At 39.1% G+C, this 22,957-nt stretch carries 25 protein-coding genes, 1 rRNA gene, 3 pseudogenes and 1 riboswitch; of the genes and pseudogenes, 19 read left to right on the forward strand and 10 right to left on the reverse strand.

Annotation, left to right across the window (positions count from 1 at the left end):
• Nucleotides 1-2: 2 nt before the first annotated feature.
• A 5S ribosomal RNA gene (gene rrf, locus ACYUJT_RS19645) occupies nt 3-119 on the forward strand.
• Between the two features lie 157 nt (nt 120-276).
• Here rrf and ACYUJT_RS19650 read toward each other — a convergent pair.
• Nucleotides 277-1,026 (reverse strand): helix-turn-helix domain-containing protein, encoded by a 750-nt coding sequence (locus tag ACYUJT_RS19650; RefSeq protein WP_460325411.1) that lies wholly within the window; start codon nt 1,024-1,026, stop codon nt 277-279.
• 351 nt (nt 1,027-1,377) lie between these two features.
• Between ACYUJT_RS19650 and ACYUJT_RS19655 the strand changes: the two genes are divergently transcribed.
• The 6 genes and pseudogenes from ACYUJT_RS19655 (at nt 1,378) to ACYUJT_RS19680 (ending at nt 4,798) form a co-directional block, all read left to right on the forward strand.
• Nucleotides 1,378-1,533, forward strand: coding sequence for a lanthionine synthetase LanC family protein (locus tag ACYUJT_RS19655; RefSeq protein WP_460325815.1), 156 nt, complete (start codon nt 1,378-1,380; stop codon nt 1,531-1,533).
• Entirely contained in the window at nt 1,464-1,763 is a 300-nt protein-coding gene (locus ACYUJT_RS19660; protein WP_460325413.1) for a cysteine peptidase family C39 domain-containing protein, read from the forward strand. The genes ACYUJT_RS19655 and ACYUJT_RS19660 overlap by 70 nt, the downstream gene beginning before the upstream one ends.
• An 88-nt stretch (nt 1,764-1,851) precedes the next feature.
• Nucleotides 1,852-2,487 carry a copper amine oxidase N-terminal domain-containing protein gene (locus ACYUJT_RS19665; RefSeq protein WP_460325415.1) on the forward strand — a complete coding sequence of 212 codons (636 nt, stop codon included), beginning with the start codon at nt 1,852-1,854 and terminating at the stop codon, nt 2,485-2,487.
• A 250-nt stretch (nt 2,488-2,737) separates the two neighbouring features.
• The gene (locus ACYUJT_RS19670; protein WP_460325417.1) at nt 2,738-2,968 is read left to right on the forward strand and encodes an XRE family transcriptional regulator; all 231 of its coding nucleotides are present in this window, start codon (nt 2,738-2,740) and stop codon (nt 2,966-2,968) included.
• 376 nt (nt 2,969-3,344) lie between these two features.
• A pseudogene (locus ACYUJT_RS19675) lies at nt 3,345-4,344 on the forward strand (NADP-dependent oxidoreductase).
• A 118-nt stretch (nt 4,345-4,462) separates the two neighbouring features.
• Complete coding sequence (locus ACYUJT_RS19680) at nt 4,463-4,798, forward strand: DUF1801 domain-containing protein (protein ID WP_460325419.1); 336 nt, start codon at nt 4,463-4,465, stop codon at nt 4,796-4,798.
• Nucleotides 4,799-4,980: 182 nt separating this feature from the next.
• Here the strand turns inward: ACYUJT_RS19680 and ACYUJT_RS19685 are convergent, their stop codons facing one another.
• Nucleotides 4,981-6,957: an ATP-dependent DNA helicase gene (locus tag ACYUJT_RS19685; protein WP_460325421.1), complete on the reverse strand. Its 1,977-nt coding sequence runs from the start codon at nt 6,955-6,957 to the stop codon at nt 4,981-4,983.
• Between the two features lie 175 nt (nt 6,958-7,132).
• Here ACYUJT_RS19685 and ACYUJT_RS19690 point away from each other — a divergent pair, with 175 nt between their 5' ends.
• Both ACYUJT_RS19690 and ACYUJT_RS19695 read left to right on the forward strand, forming a co-directional pair.
• Nucleotides 7,133-7,978 carry a S1C family serine protease gene (locus ACYUJT_RS19690; protein WP_460325424.1) on the forward strand — a complete coding sequence of 282 codons (846 nt, stop codon included), beginning with the start codon at nt 7,133-7,135 and terminating at the stop codon, nt 7,976-7,978.
• A gap of 110 nt (nt 7,979-8,088) precedes the next feature.
• Nucleotides 8,089-8,610, forward strand: a complete 522-nt coding sequence (locus ACYUJT_RS19695) for a hypothetical protein (protein WP_460325426.1) — start codon at nt 8,089-8,091, stop codon at nt 8,608-8,610.
• A 220-nt stretch (nt 8,611-8,830) separates the two neighbouring features.
• Here ACYUJT_RS19695 and ACYUJT_RS19700 read toward each other — a convergent pair whose 3' ends face one another.
• Nucleotides 8,831-10,396, reverse strand: coding sequence for a histidine kinase N-terminal 7TM domain-containing diguanylate cyclase (locus ACYUJT_RS19700; RefSeq protein ID WP_460325428.1), 1,566 nt, complete (start codon nt 10,394-10,396; stop codon nt 8,831-8,833).
• A gap of 313 nt (nt 10,397-10,709) precedes the next feature.
• Between ACYUJT_RS19700 and ACYUJT_RS19705 the strand changes: the two genes are divergently transcribed.
• Nucleotides 10,710-11,567: a S1C family serine protease gene (locus ACYUJT_RS19705; protein ID WP_460325430.1), complete on the forward strand. Its 858-nt coding sequence runs from the start codon at nt 10,710-10,712 to the stop codon at nt 11,565-11,567.
• Between the two features lie 154 nt (nt 11,568-11,721).
• Entirely contained in the window at nt 11,722-11,994 is a 273-nt protein-coding gene (locus ACYUJT_RS19710) for a hypothetical protein (protein ID WP_460325432.1), read from the forward strand.
• Nucleotides 11,995-12,434: 440 nt separating this feature from the next.
• On the opposite strand, the gene ACYUJT_RS19715 is transcribed toward ACYUJT_RS19710, so the two are convergent.
• Nucleotides 12,435-12,779, reverse strand: a complete 345-nt coding sequence (locus tag ACYUJT_RS19715; RefSeq protein WP_460325434.1) for a winged helix-turn-helix transcriptional regulator — start codon at nt 12,777-12,779, stop codon at nt 12,435-12,437.
• A 95-nt stretch (nt 12,780-12,874) separates the two neighbouring features.
• Here ACYUJT_RS19715 and ACYUJT_RS19720 point away from each other — a divergent pair, with 95 nt between their 5' ends.
• The 4 genes and pseudogenes from ACYUJT_RS19720 (at nt 12,875) to ACYUJT_RS19735 (ending at nt 15,998) form a co-directional block, all read left to right on the forward strand.
• Nucleotides 12,875-13,627, forward strand: a complete 753-nt coding sequence (locus tag ACYUJT_RS19720; protein ID WP_460325436.1) for an MFS transporter — start codon at nt 12,875-12,877, stop codon at nt 13,625-13,627.
• 34 nt (nt 13,628-13,661) lie between these two features.
• Nucleotides 13,662-14,597, forward strand: a complete 936-nt coding sequence (locus ACYUJT_RS19725; RefSeq protein WP_460325817.1) for an alpha/beta hydrolase — start codon at nt 13,662-13,664, stop codon at nt 14,595-14,597.
• A gap of 331 nt (nt 14,598-14,928) precedes the next feature.
• A pseudogene (locus ACYUJT_RS19730) lies at nt 14,929-15,129 on the forward strand (low molecular weight phosphatase family protein); the annotation flags it as partial.
• A 311-nt stretch (nt 15,130-15,440) separates the two neighbouring features.
• Nucleotides 15,441-15,998 carry a dihydrofolate reductase family protein gene (locus ACYUJT_RS19735; RefSeq protein ID WP_460325437.1) on the forward strand — a complete coding sequence of 186 codons (558 nt, stop codon included), beginning with the start codon at nt 15,441-15,443 and terminating at the stop codon, nt 15,996-15,998.
• A 797-nt stretch (nt 15,999-16,795) separates the two neighbouring features.
• Here the strand turns inward: ACYUJT_RS19735 and ACYUJT_RS19740 are convergent.
• The 3 genes and pseudogenes from ACYUJT_RS19740 to ACYUJT_RS19750 form a co-directional block, all read right to left on the reverse strand.
• Nucleotides 16,796-17,356: a pyridoxamine 5'-phosphate oxidase family protein gene (locus ACYUJT_RS19740; protein ID WP_460325439.1), complete on the reverse strand. Its 561-nt coding sequence runs from the start codon at nt 17,354-17,356 to the stop codon at nt 16,796-16,798.
• Between the two features lie 32 nt (nt 17,357-17,388).
• Nucleotides 17,389-17,679 (reverse strand): annotated as a pseudogene (locus ACYUJT_RS19745) (class I SAM-dependent methyltransferase); the annotation flags it as partial.
• 181 nt (nt 17,680-17,860) lie between these two features.
• A complete protein-coding gene (locus tag ACYUJT_RS19750; RefSeq protein ID WP_460325441.1) occupies nt 17,861-18,772 on the reverse strand; it encodes a helix-turn-helix transcriptional regulator in 912 nt (303 codons plus the stop codon).
• Nucleotides 18,773-18,874: 102 nt separating this feature from the next.
• Between ACYUJT_RS19750 and ACYUJT_RS19755 the strand changes: the two genes are divergently transcribed.
• The 3 genes from ACYUJT_RS19755 (at nt 18,875) to ACYUJT_RS19765 (ending at nt 20,299) form a co-directional block, all read left to right on the forward strand.
• Nucleotides 18,875-19,339, forward strand: coding sequence for a VOC family protein (locus tag ACYUJT_RS19755; RefSeq protein ID WP_460325443.1), 465 nt, complete (start codon nt 18,875-18,877; stop codon nt 19,337-19,339).
• A gap of 106 nt (nt 19,340-19,445) precedes the next feature.
• Nucleotides 19,446-20,015 (forward strand): YdeI/OmpD-associated family protein, encoded by a 570-nt coding sequence (locus ACYUJT_RS19760; protein WP_460325445.1) that lies wholly within the window; start codon nt 19,446-19,448, stop codon nt 20,013-20,015.
• A 20-nt stretch (nt 20,016-20,035) separates the two neighbouring features.
• The gene (locus ACYUJT_RS19765) at nt 20,036-20,299 is read left to right on the forward strand and encodes a hypothetical protein (protein ID WP_460325819.1); all 264 of its coding nucleotides are present in this window, start codon (nt 20,036-20,038) and stop codon (nt 20,297-20,299) included.
• A gap of 17 nt (nt 20,300-20,316) precedes the next feature.
• Here the strand turns inward: ACYUJT_RS19765 and ACYUJT_RS19770 are convergent, their stop codons facing one another.
• The 3 genes from ACYUJT_RS19770 to ACYUJT_RS19780 form a co-directional block, all read right to left on the reverse strand.
• Nucleotides 20,317-20,835 carry a GNAT family N-acetyltransferase gene (locus tag ACYUJT_RS19770; protein WP_460325447.1) on the reverse strand — a complete coding sequence of 173 codons (519 nt, stop codon included), beginning with the start codon at nt 20,833-20,835 and terminating at the stop codon, nt 20,317-20,319.
• An 85-nt stretch (nt 20,836-20,920) separates the two neighbouring features.
• The gene (locus tag ACYUJT_RS19775; RefSeq protein WP_460325449.1) at nt 20,921-21,235 is read right to left on the reverse strand and encodes a DMT family transporter; all 315 of its coding nucleotides are present in this window, start codon (nt 21,233-21,235) and stop codon (nt 20,921-20,923) included.
• A gap of 3 nt (nt 21,236-21,238) precedes the next feature.
• Nucleotides 21,239-21,574, reverse strand: a complete 336-nt coding sequence (locus ACYUJT_RS19780; protein WP_460325451.1) for a DMT family transporter — start codon at nt 21,572-21,574, stop codon at nt 21,239-21,241.
• Nucleotides 21,575-21,675: 101 nt separating this feature from the next.
• Nucleotides 21,676-21,774, reverse strand: a riboswitch (guanidine-I (ykkC/yxkD leader).
• A gap of 175 nt (nt 21,775-21,949) precedes the next feature.
• Between ACYUJT_RS19780 and ACYUJT_RS19785 the strand changes: the two genes are divergently transcribed.
• On the forward strand, nt 21,950-22,954 hold the full coding sequence (locus tag ACYUJT_RS19785; protein ID WP_460325453.1) for a copper amine oxidase N-terminal domain-containing protein: 1,005 nt from the start codon (nt 21,950-21,952) through the stop codon (nt 22,952-22,954).
• Nucleotides 22,955-22,957: the final 3 nt, after the last annotated feature.

Raw genomic sequence — 22,957 nt, forward strand, 5'->3', positions numbered from 1 at the left:
TGTTTGGTGGTAATGGCGGAGGGGTTCCACACGTACCCATCTCGAACACGACCGTTAAGCCCTCCAGCGCCGATGGTACTTGGACCGCAGGGTCCTGGGAGAGTAGGACGTCGCCAAGCAGTTTATTAAGCTAATTAGATTATTTGAAAACGACTCTACATGGTGGAGTCGTTTTTGGTATTAATTAATAAATGTTTTATGAGAAAATGGGCAATAGAGACAAAGACAATGTAATCTTTTTACACAGCGGCTAATCACGCGGCATACTGGCTTTTGCTAGAAAGATTGAATCTCCCCTCTGTAATCACGTTCAAACTTCATCATATGGATCATTCTTGAATATTCTAAATCAGTTAATTCCACACCCTTAAAAAACAATCGATAGCTCTTATCAGTAATCTCAACTTTACTCTGTTCAGAAATGCTTTGATTTTCTGATGGACTATATTTCGAAATGTGTACCAAAGAGTCTTTAAACTCACGAATCCAATCATACTTTATATTATAATGAATTAATCGAGACAAGACCCTTAGAGCAATCTTATTTCCACGATATGTGAAGGCATGAATTCTATCTCCTTCATTAAAACCATATTGAGTTTCAATATGCTTAAACCAATCTTCATCAATTTCAATTAGTTCTGTTATGTAGCGGCAGAAATGTTCGTCAAATTTTTCCTTGATAAAATTTAAGAATAATGATCGAAGTGCAGTATTTTTATAATAAATTTCTCTGCAGATATCTAATAACAACTGATGCACCTCATCATCAATTTGTTGCTCTTCAGCAATTTTCCTATATAAATCGATATTTTCGTATCCTCCAACTTCTTTAATCATTTCAATATAAGGAATGTTTAATGCTCGAGCGAGAATTTTCATGTTGTTGTATTCAGGTTTTGACTGGTTTAATTTGTATTTGGAAATCATACTTTTTGTTAACCCCGAATAATTCGATAAATCTGTATAACTCTGAAATCCATTTTCTTTCATTCTAGCTTCTATAAGTGCTCCCAAGTCAGCCATGTGATTTCCCCCTAATTATTGATACATCAAATATAAATGGTTTATAGTGGATTGTCAAAGGGATTCCCCTCGGGATTATCTAAGTTATTAGTTCTATTTTTCCCTAAAAATACATTATCCATTGTTTAATTTAGGTGAGCCTATCAAATGTTTAGTGTGAGAATCTCTATTCCTAACCCATAGGTTGGAAATAAACCAGAATAACAAAGAAAGGACTCCTGTTGGTAATAGAAACTTTCAGGAGTTTTTATCCATAAAGTATGGTTTAGACTTTGTTAATGACAAACCTTCATTGATGATGATGATATAGTAGGACTGCGACATATTCAGCGTGCAGCGTACATTGAATATATCGAAAAAGGTTTAAAGTATGAGCGCGCAAACTATCATGCTGAATTAAAAAATTGGATAACTCCTAACGATACAGCAAAGGTGACATGGTGTCATGGAGCACCGGGCATATTGTTATCTCGACTCCGCTTGGTAGAAAACGGATATTTGCGGTGAGTCTAGGCTTTGATGTTAAAGCTTACCGCATTGAGAGTATTAATCAATTTAAGCAGGTTACTCTACCAGCAATTTTACATTGGAACCAAGTACATTTTGTGGTTCTCGAAAAGATAGATAGAAATTATGCTCATATTGTTGACCCACCCTTCGGGAGGATTAAGCTGTCATTAAAAAACTTCAGCGAGCAATTTACTGAATTTTTGATGACAGTGGATTTAACAGAATAGTCGGCATCTGATGGCTGCCGGTAATTTTATTGCAGGAAAATCCTCCCTCATGTAGAATTTACTTAATACCTACGATGGAGGAGATTGAATGAAGAAAATATCATTTGTAGCACTGATTGCAATAATGGTGTTTGCTATAATACCTATATCAGCATCTGCATTTATGGGGAAAAGAGATGTTGTAGTAGACGGTGTTGCATTATCTGGAGGGGCAATTGACAAGAACAATATTACATTTGTTCCATTTCGAGAATTATTTACTCAATTAGGACTAACAGTTGGATATGATTCGAAAAGTAAAAAAGTAACAGGCACTAAGGGGGAATTGCATGTAACTTTCACGATAGGGAGCAAGAAGGCGAACATAAACGGAGTAAATAAAACACTCCAAGTTGCGCCATTCAATTCAAATGGAAGTGTTTATGTGCCTCTACGCATCGTATCGGAAGCGACAGGCAGTACAGTTGTACATCTAAAGGACGTAGATATTGTACTAGTAAACAGCCCATCTTTTGAGGGACTGATTTATGACTCTCCAAGTGGATCGCTAGAGATCACCAAAGAAGGGGAATTAACTAAAACTAACAATTTAGTTCTGATAGATTTCCTCCGTTTCTTACCAGAAGAAGAAATAGTTTTTATAAAAGACATCTCAAGTGGGACTGACCATGACTATAAAGTAACATTGACGCCAGACGCGGTAATTGAATACATAGAAGATTAGCCATCTCATCTGAAAAGAAAATGAACGAAACAGCTGAAAGGTTAACACAGGACTATGAAGAAAGTCAAAGATAAGTAAGGGATAATGATCTAATCTAAGTCACTCAATCGGGTGGCTTTTTATTGTGACGATACCGAAAAAACATATTGGGGAATCTCATCGTTATGGGGCCCTTTTATGAAGTATATTCATGCTGGCAATGGACAACGCTTAAAGTTAAGTATTATCTTATGCGGGAGGTCATCGCTTCTTGAAATATGAACTAGGACGTTGCTTACTGAATGAACGGTTGATGGAATCCGGAAAGTCAGCGGAATGGCTGGCAAAAGACTTGCTTTTTAAACCGGAACGAGTTTACGACTTTATTGAAAACAAAAGAGTGATGCCACTTAAAATTGCCATATCGATCGCCGATTCCATCGGTTGTGATGTTCGTGCCTTGTATGAATTAATTCCGAACAATAATGAAAGTAATGCCTAACATACCAACCGACGAGATTCATTATAAAAAAGTTTTACCTTTGGGATACATACTCACTGGAGCAAAAATGCCGTCGTTGCATTGATTGGCAACGTATGTATAATGAAGCATTATTTGCCATTGCCAGAAGGTAAGAAAGCCCAATATTATCCTTATTATTCTCTTTCATCTGGCAACGGCTTGGAATCGCACTTGGTGACTCGCCCACCGACAACATTCGATTTAATAGTGATTAACAATTAATCTAATGTTATTTAGATTTAACTTATTTGAACTAACAAGATACGATAATTGTAGAGAACAGATGTAGCAGTTTGCCGGTTGGCAGCTGCTTCATTTGTTTAAACCAATAATCATTTAACGGGAGTGATATTGAATGAAGGCTATAATCATTGAGAAATACGGTAAAAATGTTCCCTTTGTTATGACAGAACAACCAGTACCTCATATCGGTGAACATGATGTATTAGTGGAAATTCATGCAGCCAGTTTAAATCCTATGACTATAAAATTAAGAAAGGTAAAGTAAAACTCCTGTTGAGTTACAAGTTCCCTCTTATCTTAGGGAATGATTTCTCCGGCGTTATAGTTAAGGTTGGCGAACGGGTGAGTGCATTTAAACCTGGTGATGAAGTTTATGGCAGACCACGCAAGAGCCGTATCGGTACATTGGCGGAATACATTGCTGTACACGAGGAAGATATTTGGTTAAAGCCGCAGAATCTTAACTTTGAAGAAGCTGCTTCTATTCCACTGGTCGTACTTACGACTTACCAAGCCTTTACCGATATTTTGGATCTCCAAAAGGGCCAGAAAATTCTGATTCACGCAGGTTCAGGAGGCGTGGGGACGTTCGCCATTCAACTGGCCAAGTTGATGGGAGCTTTTGTTGCAACAACAGCAAGTGATAAAGGGCATGAGCTGGTCAAATCGATGGGCGCCGATCAGATCATTAATTATAAACAAGAAAACTTTGAAGAAATGCTTTCTGGATATGACGCTGTATTTGATACTTTAGGAGGAGCGGCTTTGGAAAAATCGTTCCGTGTCCTGAAGCCAGGTGGACAATCGTATCCATCTCTGGCTTGCCTAACGCGAGATTTGGAAAAGAAGCAAAGTTGGGATGGATGAAAACAGTCATTTTGTCCATCGTGAGCCGTAAGATCACAGCGCTTGAGAAGAAGTACCATACAAGATATCATTTCCTTTTTATGAAACCGAGTGGAACACAATTAAAGGTTTTAAAAGAATTCATTGAAGGAGGCCACATTAAGCCCGTTATTGATAAGGTGTATCATTTGGAAGAGACTGCACAAGCATTCTCGTACCTGCAAGGGGGAAGTGCTAAAGGAAAGGTAGTCATTAAAATAAAGTAACTCCATGCTTACCGGGAATTCCCGAAAAAAAGTTTATCTTATTTCTTGACCAGAATATTCCTGTGATGGTCCATTCAGTCCATGAGAAACGCAATATCCAAATGGGAGGGATAATAAAGTGAATCAGGAAGTTACTGCCTACATTGAAAATCTGCCGAAGTGGCAAGGTGAGGTCAGTTCGATCCTGCGGGACATGGTTCATGAAACGATTCCGGAGGCCGAAGAACGTATTCAATACAAAAAACCTCATTTTCTGAAAAACGGACATTACGCAGCTGTTATTTCGCCTTCAAAGGACGCCATTGCATTCATGATCATGAATGCAAACGGAGTTGATTTTCCGAAGGGATTTGAAGGACCTGCCGAACGAAAGTGGATTAAACTGCGGGAAGGCGACAACCCGGATCTAACCATGCTATCGGGGCTTCTAAAACAGGCATCCAACCCATTATAATGCTAGCCGGTGAGCCAAGGCTTATTACCGCAGAGAAAACCACCCGTTAGACGGGTGGTTTTGATTTTTATGATATCAAGCAAAACACAATGACAAGAACATTGTAGGATGACGTATTACCGAAGAATCATAGAGGTCGAAGAAAATGGGAGGGAGGAGCCAAGTAACATTCCACACATTAACTACAACGATTCTACTTCAAGTATAGCTCCAGCCGGCAATACTGCTACCACTCTATCTTTGACATGCTGATTGAGCAAAACTTCTGCATCCAAGATCGCTGCACTCCCTTGATCCGTCGATGAGCGAATGAGTCTTCCTAATCCTTGCCGTAAGCGAAGCAGCATATATGGCAGGTCTACTTCTTCATATGCTGAATCAGCAGCTTCCCGTTTAGCCATAAATACAGGATCTTCCGGTGGATAAGGCAGTGACCAAATTATAACGTTGGATAATGAAGGCCCCGGTACATCCAGACCCTCCCATAGGCTTGCCGCACAGAGCACGCTTTCTTCTGTATTTTGGAACTCAGCTATGAGACTGCTAATCTCACGGTCACCTTCATACAGCATGGTATAAGATGTGAATGATGGATGGTGCGAAGCGGCTTGCTTAAACTCGCGCAGCTCATTCATTGTTCTGAATAACAATAGAGCTCGTCCTTCGGTACGTTTGATCAGCTTGGCTGCCAGGTCCAGCTTCTTCTCCGCAGCAACCTCACTCCGAATCTCTCCATCTTGCAGAAGTTCACTCGGTGCTAATAGTTTCATCTGCTTCTCATAATCGTACGGAGAGTCCACAGAAAAAGATAAAAATTCGCTGATTCCGAGACTTCCCGCTACATAATCAAAAGATCCATCTACCGATAAGGTTGCTGAAGAGAATACAATCGGCATCTGAAGTCCGAATACCCGTTCCTCCAGCACTTCCTTGACCGTTTGCGGCATAATGGCGAGTGTTGCAGCACCATCCTCATTTTCTTCCGCCCAGCAAATGTAGGTTTCAGGCTCACGGAACAGATGAAGCGCAGTTTGGATCATCTCCAGATGCTCTTCAACGATACGCAGCTTATATTCATCAAGCGTATACAGACCACTCTCAAAGACCAATTCTTCATCAATAGCTTCAATTGTACTTTTCCAGCGATTCAGTTCCTTTAGAAGCTTCTCATCCATTCGGATTCGTTTACGATCTGAACCGGGTATCGCTGTACTTTGCTCTGCTACCAGAGAAAACACAAGCTGACTCTGATCAATAGAATCTTCAATTCGTTCGGCTAGCGTTTCCCTGATCTCTCCGTCTAGAAGACGAGTAATAATCTCTTCATATGCACTATGCTTCAGCTTATAACTGAGGGCATGTTGTGCTGCAGATTCGAGTAAATGTCCTTCGTCAAAGACGACTGAACTATGTTCCGGGAGCAGGGGAAGCTGACCTTCTCTTTTTCTTCCCTCATAGGTCCACACATGCTCCATGTAGTAATCATGGGAACAGATAATAAGGTCAGTAGATTTTCGATAATGGTCCCGAGATAAGGACATGCCGCAGCGATGTCTTTTATCACATACAAAACAGTCCTGAAATGAATCCCAGTTGATCTTATTCCACTGTTCATCATTCAGATGTGGGTAATCCTTACGATCGCCGTAAGGGTAAAAAGATTGCATCGTTCCTGGCGAATGAACAAAATCAGGAAGATTTTCATACACGTCTTCAATAACCGCCGCATCTTCATCCTGAAGACGAACGCCGTCTATTTTTTTGAGACATAGATATTGATCAGGGGATTTACCTAGCCGGGCATCAATCTGTAAATCCAAATAACGGGCAAGCTTAGCTATATCGCCTTCCTGTTTCACAAGCTGTTCAATGAGCGACTCATCTGCACAGGCAATCACTGCAGGTTTGCGTGTATATCTTGCATAGTTAACTGCATAAAGCAGATACACGAGAGTTTTGCCCGTGCCTACTCCTGCTTCTGCAAAAATAGTTTTTTTATCAGCATAAGCTCTTTCCAATTGGTAAGCCATAAATATTTGTTCATCACGGACATCAAATCCATGTTCAGGCAACACATCATAAAAAACATCCGCAACCCAATCGCCGACCTGCTTGACGAACGGTTCTGACGGATCATAGGGGAAAGGATATCGCTCCACGCTTACGCCTCCGACACTATCATATTATTATTAGGAAAACTCAAATTATCTCATGAATAAGTAGGTTTGGCAACTTGTCTTTCTCATAATCCTTTTGTTTCCGATCACAGTCTGTCAACGTTTGGTATAATCATGTTGAATCATTGTATTTATTCTATTTCTCATTAGCAGGGAGGTGTTTTCCATCCGTAACGATGAGCTGAACAATCCCAAAACATCCGCCGATCCAGTAAATGATACCGATGTCCCGTTTGAATGGGAAGAAGAATTTTGGAACCCGGAGGATGACATTGAAGAGGATGAGTTGAATCACCGACCCAAAAGAACATGGATCAAAAAAACAATTATTGTTATGCTGGCCATTCTGCTACTCGGTAATCTAATCGCTTTTATACCACAGATTTATAATCTACTGACACTGCGGTTTTTGAAAAAGGATGCACAGTTATCACAAGATGAACAGATCCAGCAATATAAGCAAGCCGTTGTCAATGTTAGCACCGGCGGTCGGAAAGGTACAGGGTTTAATATCGCTCCAAACGGACTCATTATTACGAATCAACATGTCATGGATGACGACAAGGCTGGCATTATTCAATTTTTAAATGGAAAAACATATCCGGCAGATGTTATCGTAAGTGACAGCGAGATCGATATCTCCATACTTAAAATTAGAGACAATGCGAACAACCTACCTACACTGCAATTGGAAACAGAGATAGCGTATCAAGAGGGCGATCCTATTCATGTCATCGGAAATCCGCTAGCATTCTACCGAATCGCCACTGAAGGCACAGTGCTAGGATTAACCCCATCAGAGAGTCGCCAGCTTCCCATGCTCATGATACAGGCGCCAATTCATAACGGAAACAGCGGCAGCCCTGTTATTAACAATAAGGGGAATGTTATTGCAGTTGTGTATGCCACAACAATTACATCACAAGGGGACCAATCTATCACTGTAGGTCTTGCTATTCCAATTGATTATTTGGAGAAATATGAAAAGATTATGTTTCAATAGTAGTAGGCAGCCGATTTAAGATACTATCACATTAGGTGTTATCATATGAATAGTAGGGAGCCAGATGGGTGTACGAAATCCAGAATCATTTGTGGAAGGAGAAATCTATAATGAACAACTCCAAACAAATGCTACGTGCTATGACAATCACTATGTTGATGTTGCTAGTCGGCTGCAATTCCAGTGTACCAGCTGAAACTATGAACCCCAGCAGTGATTCGAGTTCAACACCGACTTCAACGTTACCTCAAACACCTTCTCAGATACCAAATCCGACGCAAAACGGAGAAACTAAAACTTTCATTTATGGCGGACTCAAACTTGAAGTAACAAATGTCTACGAAGTTAGAACCGAAAGCATGATTGATGGAGGTAATCCATGGGAATACAGTGTTTTTGTCTGTTATCCCGGCGCAAGTGTTACCGTATTAACCGCCGATATGAGTGACGTTAATATCACTGCCGATGGAAAGTCTCATGCAAATTGGGGTGTTCTCTTGGCGTCTGGTGGACGGAAAGATATCGTGGATGACATGAATTCATTTGATGTTACGCCTGAAATACTCGGCATTTATAGCCTTGAGTCGAGCATATATGTATTGAAATTAGAGATGTACAAAAATGACAAATAGGTATCAACTTGAACTGGGAAAACTGCTCTGCCATTGTAAACGGAAAGGGGGGCGAAATAAGATAAGTTTACTTCACCACGGAGTGTTTGGGATAGTTTCATCACCTCCTCGTCAAAGACTCTTGTGCCGAATTCGTTTCGTTTAATAGGGGTGAGAATCCCCTCCTGATGCTTCTCACCTCAGCAAGTATCATTAATGATTTTGATGTATATAAACTGTACTATTCCACAAATTCGTACTTTTCAGTAAAAACCCGTATTTGATTTCGACCAGCTCTTTTGGCAGCATAAAGTGCTTCATCAGCTTTTTGAAGAAGTTGATAGACTGTTTCCTCCCTAGATCCTGTCGTTACGGATACTCCAAAACTGCAGGTAACGGATACAAATCGATCATTTTCACCTAGAGGCTTCTGTTCAATGCAAGATCTAAGGTGATTAGCGAAGTTTTCCCCTTCCACCAGTGTATAACCAGTTAAAGCGAGTACAAATTCTTCACCACCATATCTAGCAAATAGCATGTTTTCTTCCAGCTCAGCCTTACATATTTGAGCTATATGTACTAGCATTTGATCTCCCGTTTGATGCCCATAAGTGTCGTTCACTTTTTTAAAAAAATCAATATCAAATAGAATAATCATAAAAGATGACAAGTCAGCTTTTGCTTTCATTAAGTTTTGCTCACTTTGCTGGAAAAAGGCACGACGATTGTATGTTTGCGTAAGCTCATCATAATAGGCTTGATGCTCTAACTTTTGTTGTAATATATGTAGCTCTGTTATATCCGTAAATATAATTAGTAAGCCACACCTATTATTTGATTGTTGAAGCCTAGAAATACGTAGTTGATAAATATAATTAGCATGATGAATCGTAACATTCAATTTATCTGATATCGTATCTAATTGAACAGGAAATGATTGATCCGTTAGCATATACCAAACTTGATCAAATGGCTGTCCTATCGTTGATCGATCCAATTCACTAAACATGTTTTTACAAGCTTGATTATATTCGATTAATTGATAGGTACCATTAAGCACAATAACACCATCATTCATATTATTAAAGATCGTTTCCTTCGCAATTGGCATAATTGATAACATTCGAGAGGAAGTAATAGACCAGAGGTACAAAACAGAAGAAAACCAAATAACCATGGGTACAGGATCGATCCCATCGGGTGTCACTCCTATGAATAATAAAAAGGCAGTCACTATTGGAAGCAACTGACCGCAAATGAGGGCAAATAATTGAGGCCGATATACACTATCTGTTTCCTTCCAGCGTGAAAGCAGCAATAAGAACGCAGCTAACATACAGCCAAAAACGTAAATATTATGTACAATGAACCATACCCCATATTCAATCTCACTATATGGAGCCCCAAGCACCGAATGGATATCATATATTCTATAGAATATATGATGGGATTCATTTGTTACATTGATGAGTAAAGTAAGACAAGGCATTATAAGTAACGCGATTATTCTTTTTCCCGTTAATTTATAATCCAAATATTGCATGACAAATAATAATCCTAACGGAGGGAAAAATGGCATCCCTGCATACTGTACAATATTCCAAAATCTAAGTTGTTCTAACGAAGTCGATGTTAAGCTAAAGGCATAACCAAAGCAATAAATCATTGAAGTAAATGTATTCCACATGAACAATTTAGCGATACTTGAATAATAATGTCTCCTCCAATAAGTATAGAAAAGTATAGACAAATTCAGAACACCCGAAGTACATACTAATGTTATATATGCCGCTATATCCGAATTCAATAGTTATACCCTCTTTCATATAAGTGAGTATATATTAACATGGTTAACTTAAATTGTTAATGGATTCCTTGAATTATGGACAGGCAAAAGGTTCGGGTTTGTAAGAGCATTCCTATACATATAGAAGCCAAAAATTATTTAGCCAAGGGTGCTTGCAGAATGCGGAAACAGGTGGCATAAAAGCAGCTATGGGGATTATGAAGAGGTTTGGCACCCCGTCTTTCTCATATATACGTATATCCTTTTGTTTCCGATCACAGTCTGTCAACGTTTGGTATAATCTAGTTGAATCATTGTTTTTATTCTATTTCTCATGAGTAGGGAGGTGTTTTCCATCCGTGACGATGAACTGAATCATCCAAAAACATCCGCCGATCCAGTAAATGATACCGATGTACCGTTTGAATGGGAAGAAGAGTTTTGGAACCCGGAGGATGAAATTGAAGAGGATGAGTTGAATCACCGCCCCAAAAGAACATGGATCAAAAAAACAATTATGGTTATGCTGGCCATTCTGCTACTGGGTAATCTCATCGCTTTTATACCACAGATTTATAATCTACTGACACTACGGTTTTTGAAAAAGGATGCACAGTTATCACAAGATGAACAGATCCAGCAATATAAGCAAGCCGTTGTCAATGTTAGTACCGGCGGTCGGAAAGGTACTGGGTTTAATATCGCTCCATACGGACTCATTATTACGAATCAACATGTCATGGATGACGATAAGGCTGGCATTATTCAATTTTTAAATGGAAAAACATATTCGGCAGATGTTATCGTAAGTGACAGCGAGATCGATATCTCTATACTTAAAATTAGAGACAATGCGAACAACCTACCTACACTGCAATTGGAAACAGAGATAGCGTATCAAGAGGGCGATCCTATTCATGTCATCGGAAATCCACTAGCATTCTACCGAATCGCCACTGAAGGTACAGTACTAGGATTAACCCCATCAGAGAGTCGCCAGCTTCCCATGCTGATGATACAGGCGCCAATTCATAACGGAAACAGCGGCAGCCCTGTTATTAACAATAAGGGGAATGTTATTGCAGTTGTGTATGCTACAACAATTACATCGCAGGGGGACCAATCTATCACTGTAGGTCTTGCTATTCCAATTCATTATTTGGAGAATTATGAAAAGATTATGTTTCAATAGTAGTAGGTGGTAGGTAGCTCATCCACATGGATCGGCTGCTTTTGTACAACTAACGAGCAGGATAATTTAAACCCTTCACGAATAAATCCAAGTATGAAATTAATTGCGAAGCTCGCAAATTAATGGAAATAAACAAATGGAATCGGGGTGGAGCATGAAAGCTTTTGATTACATAAGAAGAGCCTATTATAAGCTAAGTTATTACTATCAGAAATCTCAATTCATAGTAATGTCTTTCGTAGTTGCTGGAATAGTTGATTATTTTATTATTTATGAGATTTTCGTTTCATTATCAGGTTTAGTTCCTGTTTTAATGTTAGAAATTGCTCCTGTCTTAATTATCATTTTATCAATATTTATTATTCGAGGAATAGTTAAATATATAAAGAAGATGAAAGAAAACAAACACTTACTATTTTTATTCTGACAAGAAATTATCATATTAAGAAGCGTTGACCATATTTCAAGGAGTGCGAGACATCGTATAACAACATATTCATGCAAAGGTGATACTGTGTTTTCATTGAGTCCATTTTTTGTTCAGATTATCTAGCAGTAATTGGGTTTATCATGCTTTTCATTTGTGGTATGCAAGTGGGGGGATTGAATGAAGAAACTAACAGTTGGATATGATAGGGAGCAGTGGGACTGACAATGACTATAAAGTAACATTGACGCCAGACGCGGTAATTAAATTTTTAGAAGATTAGCCATCTTATCTTCAAAAGGAAATGGACGAAACAGGTGAAAGATTAACACAGGACTATCAAGATAGCCAAAGATAAATAAGGGATAAGGATCTAATCTAAGTCACTCAATCGGGTGACTTTGGATTATGGATTTTGCATCCATAAGCCAGCAACTCTTTTAAGATGAGTTGCTGGCTTTTTCACATTGTAAACGCGAAGCTCCCCATTTTTGAACCCATTTGTCCATTTCTTTCAGCGTCACTTGAAAATCACTGCCTTTCTCTGTTAAAGAGTATTCTACCGTTACAGGGACGGTAGGAAACACTTGACGTAGAACGAGGCCATTTTCTTCTAAATGACGAAGAGTATTCGTTAGAGATTGTGTATTAATAATGGACACATTTCTTCGAAGCTGATTAAACCGCTGCGGTCCATTCAGTAGCTCATCGAGCACGACAAAAGCCCACTTTGCCCCTAGAATCTGAAGTACTTCGCATATATTCGAATGTTTTTTATCAGCCATGCACTCATCTCCCTTACAAAGAGTAAGTAAGTCAAATTGAAATGACAATATCAAAATACATTGCCTTCTTACATTATGTTAATTGCTACCTTATAATGTCAATAAGCTGGATCCATGTTTATTGTATTAATCTCACATGTCGGACGCGACAGAGCGAAAGTAAATACATCGGAAGTATTACACTACTGAATCGAATCAATACCTATCTTCTTGTTTTGGGGATATTTCTTGTGGGCACAGCTGAATTTGTTGTTGCTGGCGTGATTAATTTCATTGCGGAAGATTTACGCATATCAATCGCGGTAGCTGATCAGTTAATCACTGCATTTTCTCTTGCTTTTGCGATAGGGACCCCGATTGTGGTCTCATTTACTTCTCGTATGAAACGCAAACAGTTATTACTATGGTCGCTGGTTGTTTTTATTATCGGCTGCGCAGTTGCTTTTGTTAGCTCGGAGTATGTAATCTTGCTTGTATCCCGAATCATCCTAGGCGTAAGCGCTGGTGTATTTTCTGTCGTAGCGATAAGTACGGTCACCAAGTTAGTTCCTCCCGAAAAAATGGGAGGAGCGATCAGCATGATTTCTCTGGCATTCGGCATGGCGATGACTGCGGGTGTGCCAATTTGGATCGCTATATCCAATCGTTGGAACTGGCAGGTTATCTTCATAATTTTAGGTGTTGCCGGCATATTGGTAATCATTGGCTTGATCCGCTTGCTTCCACAAATCGAAGGGGATGCTGCTGTCTCTTTTTGGCAACAATTCAGCGTACTTAAAAATCCCATTCTGATTGGTGCTTTATGCTTTAACCTTGCACTTTGTATAAGTCATGAGAGAAGTATTTAGAATGCGTTAAAAATAGTTCCTGAGGAGAATGATTATGGAGTTTATAAACAGAGTGGCGCCAGAATTGCGAGAAGCGCTTACAGGCGTTCCCGTTCCACATCTAACCTTACCGGATGACTTGGAATCAGCGAGGAAGATTCCGTATATGCCGCCGTACCGCCCCGAACATGTTCAAATCGTCAGTCGAATGATACCCGGCCCTGCTGGAGAGATAAAAGTGAAAATATATGAGCCGCTTCATAGATCCGCGAACAAGCTTCCCGCGGTACTTTGGATCCATGGTGGCGGTTATGTCTTGGGGCATCCTGATTTCGATGATGCATTATGCGAACGTTTCGTTCTAGATGTGGATTGTGTCGTGGTTTCAGTTGATTACCGACTTGCACCAGAACATCCTTATCCAGCTGCCATCGAAGATTGTTATGCAACGTTATTATGGTTGTCGAACGATTCCAATCTACTGAATATTGATGTGAAACGCATAGCTGTCGCGGGAGCCAGCGCAGGGGGCGGGTTGGCAGCTGCGGTAAGCTTGATGGCTCGCGATAAAGAAGGGCCCTCGATTGCATTCCAAATGCTGCTGTATCCGATGATTGATGATCGTAATATTACGCCATCCAGTCATGAAATTACATCTCACAATGCGGTATGGAATCGATCAAATAACATTGCAGCCTGGAAGATGTATTTGGGTGAACAGACTGTGGAAGTTTCCCCTTACGCTGCTCCAGCCCGTGCGATAAATTTAGCGGGGCTTCCTCCAGCATATACTTGTGTGGGAGAGTTGGACTTGTTTCGGGATGAAACGATTGATTATGTTGCTAGGATGGCGAGAGCCAATGTACCTGTTGAATTCCATTTGTATCCGGGGTGTTTTCACGGTTTTGATGTAATAGCTCCCGCTGCAGATGTTAGCATACACGCAAGCAAGGAGTACATTTCCGCGTTAGCAAGAGCTTTTAAATCTTGACGCGACTTTTCAAGAATTCATTTGATAGTTTGTTTTAAAATGAAGCCAAAATTCCTTATTAAACTAACGTACGATAGTTGAACAACATTTTTAGAAGTATAAAAACCATCATTCAAATAAATGATGGTTTTTGATTTAAGCACAATTATTATCAAGAGAGACAGTCCCTCACGCGCATTTGCGTCTTTTAAGTAACATAGATGTATTCGAGTACTCTATTCGCGCAGATTGCTTCAAAACCGGCGAGTATGATCAAAATAGATGTAGTATTGTCACTATAGAGGTGGAATGGGGAGTATTTGTTCAGATAGAGGTATTTATGGCGGTACTCAGCGCTGATCTGGTCGTTACCTTGTGTGGGGATGCAGCAGATAAATGCCCGATCACACCTCCACAAGTAAGACGTGAGCATTGGGGATTCGATGATCCTGCGAAAGCCCAGGGTACAGACGATGAAAAATGGGCTGTGTTCCAGCGTGTTCGTGATCAGGTAGGGGAACGAATAAAAAAATTTGCTGAAACAGGCGAATAAAAAACAAACAGCCGGGAGGAATCTCGGCTGTTTTTAGAAGGTCTAGGACTGGACATGTGTTGTTCTACAGGGATTATAGGCATAGTGTAGACCAAGAATTAATCCGGATCCCCTGCGGCGAGCAAGGCGAAGAGGGAGCAGGATTACTTATTAACGGTTGGACTGAGAAATAAAGTATTAGACTTACGCCTAATGACTAAGCTAACGGGCAGGATAGTTAAAAGATACCATTTATGTTATATATATATGACACAAGATGACATATTAAAAATCTATAATGGGTGGTAGATCAACGAAAGGAGTAACAAATTATGAAACGAAGAATACTTTTAGATTTAGCAGTTACTTTAGATGGTTTTATTGAAGGGAAGAATGGGGAAGTTGATTGGTGCATCACGGACTCTGACATGGGGTTTATTGATTTCTTAAATCAAATTGATACTATTTTATATGGAAGAAAAAGCTATGATTTATGGGGAGAATTTACTCCAGAAACTGAACTTACTGATACTGAAAAAGAAATGTGGGGATTATATCATAGTAAAGAAAAATATGTGTTTTCCAGGACAAAAAAAGGGACTGATAATAATGCAATATTCATAAATGATAATATTCTTGAAGAAGTAAATAAATTAAAGAATAAGCCTGGTAAAGACATGTGGCTATATGGCGGAGCAAGTCTCATTACAACTTTTATGGATTTAGGGCTTGTTGATGAGTTTAGATTATCAGTGCACCCTGTTATTTTGGGAGAAGGAAAACCTCTGTTTATAGATATAAAACAGAGGTTGAATTTAAAAATGGTTAATACAAGAACATTCTCCTCTGGCGTTGTGCAACTAATCTATCATTTGAATGAGAAAGAATAATATCATCAGGAAATACTTGATAGTAATTGTCACTTCTTCAACTAAACGAAGAACAATAGTTAAACAAAGAAGCGGCAGTCTAAACTTTATTTTCTCGTTTAGGGCTGCCGCAGGTGAAAGGGGTCAGTACCGATGTTAGATCAATGACTCAGTCTAATACTTTACAAACTTATGTTTAAGCAAAGAAATAGTGATGATGATTATAAGATGTCCGTACAGTAAGGGATATGTCTGTTTCTAAGACATGTGTACAAAATACGAGTTTTGTGAATATGTATGTTAAATAATAACTATATCGGCCGCATAATCTTCACATCGGTCGCGCGCTGCTGCTGCTACAGCCGGTATAAGTTTTACAGGGTTACATCCCTACGGTCTTTCCGCCACAGGAACCGCTGAAACATTACAGGCCGAATCAGTATTATCTCCTTCGTCAAATGGATCGTAATATCTCATAATCTATTGTTCTTATTGTCATTAACCGTGAATACTTTGCTAATTGACAAAGCCTCATCATAGTTTTCGGCTGGAGCAGATATTCTAGTATTGTCAAAAGTAATTTGGCCGCTAAATGAGGTGTTTCGAAATATTGGTCGAGATAAAACCCCCTTTATTTTGATTATTGTTGATTAGAACCCACCCCTATTATCCAATACAAACCTTTATTTATTCAAATCGTAACGCTCACTATTTTTGGTGCGCGTTACGGATATGTTTAATGCTATTAATAGATGATTTCAATCGTGTCCGAATGGATTATCTTCGGTAGGTCGGCAGACGCGGTGAGATTCTGCTCCTTATGTCTCTATACGTTTCCCGAGAGACGTCGGCAATTGGTCTAGGCTGCTCATGTTCTTTTCCCGCCAGTAACTGTGCAAGCCTTCTTCGCCTTTTTGCTCCGCCCACCGCCTTAGTGTGTCCCTCTCCTTCTCGTACGCCATGAATGGAACTGAATAACCGCAAGAGGTCTGAACTTTATGTATATCGACCGTGATGATCTGCCGGACTCCAGGTAACGGATCGAACACTCCGTATAACTCCTCCCAGTTGCTGTCCTCCGGGAGAATTACTGTTCCCTTTCCATACAGACGTAAGATGTTCGGCGGCCCCTGAAATGCGCAAAACATGATCGTAATTCGACCGTTCTCCTCGAGATGGGCGCTCGTTTCATTGCCGCTGCCGGTCAAATCTAAATACGCAACCTTAGACTCGGACAAAACCCTAAAACTGTCATATCCCTTCGGCGACAGATTGACATGCCCATTTTCCGACATGGGTGCAGTTCCGACAAAGAATAGATGTTGATTTCGTATAAACGTCATGTGCTCTGGAAGCATGGCTGGAAATTGTTTACCCAATGAAATCCCCTCCGCTAAATACAGTCTTATCGCTTTCTTGCCTGGCCGCAAGAAGCTAAATGTTGTTTTGCTTTTTCGATTTGTTGTTCTGATATATCTACACCCCATAGTTCAGATGCTTTGTGATTCCCCTGATACTGCAAAGATTGACCGTTTCCACAGCCGATCTCCAGCATCTTCTTACCTGAAACATCACCAAAAATTTGACATTTTTCTTCTGAGACAAATGCTCCATATAAAGGGAGCACGATTGCACCTAAAAAGTCATTTCCTTTTGTATCCCAATAAAAGCTGTTTGTTTTATAGACTGCATACTTGTCCATGCCGGCACCCTCCCCCATTGTAAAATCTGCGTATTTGCGCATTATTGGGCTATAGTTCATTTTAACATGATTTACATTTTTCGGATAATCTTTAGCGGTATTTCAAAGATTATATTCACGAGCAGTACTCAAATCACTCGAGAAAATGTTAAGTACAGATTATGATGTCCTTATTGCCTTTTTAAGAATATCTCTCCACCATTTTAATTAAAAAATTACGAAATTCTTCAACATATGTTGTGGGCTCTATGATTTCTAAATTTGTACCGAAGCTTGCTAAAAATTGAAATCCAATACTGTTTTGAGGAACATGGATGGTCGCTAAGAAATAGTCAGAACTATAGTTTTCAAGACTCTTTCGACCGTACCTTTCAATGAATTGATCTTTTATGCTGGGCGAAATTAACGCCTTAATAGCCACTAATTGTGGTTGATAATTTGCTTCATGTTCTTGTTCCAATGCATATTCTCTAGGGTTAAATGTGTTTTCATCCATATGAAGATGATCGATCCTGGATAATTTAAATGTTCTATATCTCTGACGACGTAAACAGAATCCCTTCAAATACCAACTCGTTTCACTAAAATGAAGCTGATATGGCTCGACAATTCTATTCGTCGTGATGCCATTTTTATCAATATAATCAAATGAAACTAACCTACTCTTTAAAATCGATTCTTGGCATATTTTCAAGGTTTGAATAATCTCAGATCTCCCCTTCCAATCATAAAACGATAGCTGGATTGATCCTTTTGGAGACATTGGGCTAATCATGGCTTCTATTTTTTTAATCGTCACTTCAACTTCTTCGCTAATTAGAATTTGTTCCAAGCCGCCAAGCGCAGTCAGTATATTCTCCAAGTCGGAGCTGCTTAAAAGACGTTTATCAACCTTGTATTCCTCCATAATGCCATAGCCACCGTTAATTCCATGGATAGAATAGATCGGGATGTTTGATAAACTCAATGTTTCCATATCACGAAGAATCGTTCTTTTGGAAACGTTAAATAATTGTGCGAATTCTTTTGCTGTAACGACATCTTTTTTCAGCAATATCATGATGATAGATATTAATCTCTCGGGCTTCTCCATGTTTTCCCTTTCTTTATTTGCACTTTATTAATAAAAAGTGACACACGTATGTCACCGCCTATAAATTATACTTCAATTATCACAAGAAGGAGGTATAACTTTATGTCAGCTATTGCATATTTAAATTTTGATGGAATCGCAGAACAAGCGATAGAATTTTATTCGGAGGCATTCAATGCAAACGAGGTAAAAAAGGTAAAATTCAGCGATTTTCCGCAAGATCCAAACTTTCCATTGCCAGAAAATGAATTAAATATGATCATGGAGTCTTCAATCGAATTCGCAGGCGGGAAAATCATGATGTCGGATATTCTCCCTTCGATGAAGAGTGTAACCGGCGAGTTGGTTAAAGGAAACAATATACTGATTAGTATCGTTATTGATGATAAACAGACACTGGAAAATTACTTTTCTAATTTGTCTGTAGGTGGTTATGTTATCATGCCGTTATCAGAAATGCCTTGGTCTTCCTGCTTCGGAATGTTGGCAGATAAGTTTGGTGTTGTTTGGAAATTTAATAGTGACGCAGATAAGTTCCTTGATCAAGTGATTTCTAACAAACAGTAACTCATTAAAAAAGTGGTCTTGCAATTTAAGGCCATTTTTTTAATATTCCTTTTGTAGCAGAGGTACAATACGGAAATATATGTGGGAAAGGTGATATATCTTATCTATGGAGATGGAAAATTTAATTCCAGTAAAATCAAGAGAAGATTTAAGGAATTGGCTGCAGAACAATGGTAAGACTGAAAAGTGTTGCTGGGTCTTGGTTAGTATGACCCCCCTCCCCGATGTGTTGTTATATTTAGACGCGGTCGAAGAAGCTTTATGCTTTGGATGGATCGATGGCGTCAAGAAGAAAACTTCTGATACGGAGCTGGCTCAGAGACTATCTCCTAGAAGTAAAAAAAGTTCATGGACTGAATTAAATAAAGAACGTGTCCGGCGCCTCGAAAAGTTAGGGCTAATGAGAGACGAAGGAAGACGAGTTCTTCCTGATATGGAACACCATTCTTTTAAAATTGATAAAGATATAGAGCAAAGGCTAAAAGAAGAAAGGAAAGTATATGAGAATTTCATGGCATTTCCGGATCTTTATAAAAGAGTTCGCATTGACACGATACAAAGCTATAAGAATCAGCCGGAATTATTTAAGAGCAGATTAGACAAATTCATAACAAACACGAGAGAAAACAAAATGTACGGTCAATGGAACGATAATGGACGTCTGCTGGAATATTAATTGAAGCTTGGTACTCCGTCCTGGGTGGCTTATTTCCAAAGACGTGCCTGAGAATGACACGACTGGCCCTGGACGGTTATGCTGACGAAGCAGATCGACTCTCTGCACAGCTTGATATGATATGGGCGTTATTTCGCCAGCATGGAAGCCTTCGCGTTGTTTCTGCAGCAGCAGAAATCAAGGGCTTGATTTCAAGTCCCAGTCTCCCTCTTCCCTTACTACCACTGAATCAATCGGTCAGGGAGCATTTGAAGTCCATAATTATAGACATCGAATCCGTTTGAAGGATCTTGAGAAATGTTTATATGAGTGTTTTGGCCATGATAAAGTCCGTTTGTTTTTCATCACCCATGTAAAAAGAATGCGATCCCGTTTTAACAAAACCCATTTTCTCATAAAACGCGATAGCATTTTCGTTTTGTTCCCATACGCCTAACCAGATTTTCTTTTTGCTATGCTCTATTGCAACTTCCAAAGCTTTGTTTAACAAGTACTTACCAAGACCGCTTTTTTGAAAATTGTTTTTAATATAAATTCTTTCGATTTCAAGGGAATCATTGCCCATCATTTCAGATTGTGCATCATTGGTATTAACCTTTAAATACCCGGCAATTTCCTCCTCAGAATAAATGAAATAGAATTCTGAAGAGATATTAGACAGTTCTTTTTTCAATTGTTGTAAGTTAAATGCTCTTTCCAAGTAAGCTTTCATATTTTCAGGCGAATTTTGATTTTTAAATGTCTCATTAAAGGTTTCAATACTAATTTCTTGAAGTAATTCTAGGTCTTCACTCGTGCATTTTTTAGTTGTTATAGTCAAAATATTGACCCTCCTGATAAAAGATTAGTAAATTCGATTATTTCCATTTTTTACATATTTCCAGTCCTGCTCTACATATTCCAAATCAGCTGACTAGCTTCAAACCAACAGCAGACCCAAGCACCATGGCAATAAATAAAATACGCAAGAAATTCCTTGGTTCACCATAAAAGATCATTCCGAGAATCGCTCCTCCAGATGCCCCGATTCCTGTCCATACAGCATAAGCCGTTCCCATCGGCAAGGTACTCATTGCCAAAGACAAGAACAAAAAGCTTAATCCAAAGCCTGTAACCAATAAGAGCACTGATATTGCATTTCGATCTTTATTCAACTTATTAATCATCAAGACGCCGAACATTTCAAATAGCCCTGCTAATACAAGAAAAATCCAGTCCATCTGTTAAGCCACCTCCTTCTTCTTATCTTTGCTTAACATTTTCAGCCCAATAACACCCAATAACAGCACTGCAATGAGCACCACCTTTTCCGTTTGAACAGGAGCACTAAATAAAATAATTTCCGCAAGAACAGTACCTGCTGTACCTAAGCCAACGAAAACAGCATATACCGTGCCCACAGGCAGGAATCGAGAAGCCCTGATCATCAAAGTGAAGCTTACGATAATGGCAATTACTGTTGCCCCCCATTCTAAAATTCCGCTGGCATGTTTCAATCCAATGACCCATCCCACCTCAAATACCGCAGCGATAATAACAGACAACCATGTTTTGTTCATTGCTTTAACCCTCCTCCTTAGAATTACGCCACATATAGCATTTATCAAATGCAGCAAAAATATAAAAAAGCCTGAGTGAACAAACTGTTTGTCAACAGTTTATCTCCCAGGCTTTTATCCCTCCGTGGCACAACGAATAAGTTGTGAGTCATCTCTCGGACCAGCCAACATAAAGTCGCGGAACCCTAGATAACGTTTGATTTATTTAATTTCTTTCAAATTATACACAGTTTCTTGTTTTTTTCAACCCCTGCCCGTCAATCCTTACAGAATCGCTTCTTTTTAGAAATAGATAAATTCACTTAATTTGGTTAATTAACTGATAATTGATATAATTTATTAATACTCATATTTCAGACATAGGGGAAGAGAACAATGTTTAAAAGATTATATTTTGTGTTAATAGCTTTCATTACGACAACTCTAATTTCTACATCTGTTAGTGCTAATGGGGCTACTAAAGTGTTTGTAAATACTAAAGAAGTAGTATTGGATCAAAAACCTATCATAAAGAATGGCTTCACTCTTGTGCCGCTTCGATTTATATCTGAATATTTAGGTAATGATGTAAAATGGGATCCGAAAAAGAAAGTTGTTACTATAGCTTACTCTTTCGAAAACATGAACTACACTGTTACCCTGCCAGTTGGACAAAAAACGGCTACTAAAACTTCCAGCTCTTATTTGTATGAAAATAGTAAAAAAGATGTACTTCATGTTCAATCAGATGTACCTAGTCAGATTATTAATGGAAGAACTGTTGTTCCCTTAAGATTTGCAGGTGAATTGCTTGGTATCGATGTCCGCTGGGATTACCCAAACAAAGATATATATATTTCTAGTTTAGGCGTGAACTTCATTCCTTCTGATTTTGAAAAGGATGTTTATGATAAAGAATTGCGTAAGGTGAAAGATTTTGGTAAGCCTACGGTCAATTATGAAAAATTCCTAGCTCTTGATGCGGATCATTTCAACTCCATCGATCTTGATTATCTTTTTGCTAAAAAACCTAGTGTTGACTTATTTGGAGCCCCAGAAGCTTTCCGTGATGGCTTCAATGAAATTATAATATCAGGGCCCATTAGAACAAATTATCTAAATATGATGATATATAAGGGAAAGGATCTCCCCATTTTAAGCTACCCAGATGTTACAGCAGAAAGTACTGCTGCTATTAAAGAAGGCATGACCTATGATGAAGTAGTTAAAATATTTGGTGGTCCTGGAGTATTATCAGGTAAAGGTACTCTCCGAGAAGAATACAAATGGGTATCGTCTACAGAGAAAGGTGAAGCATATATCACATTTGTTAAAGAGGACACTTCTCTTTATGTCACACCTTCTCCATATAGATCGTATTCTTGGGAAAATATTTATTGAGTA

The organism is Paenibacillus sp. YSY-4.3 (genome assembly GCF_054767475.1).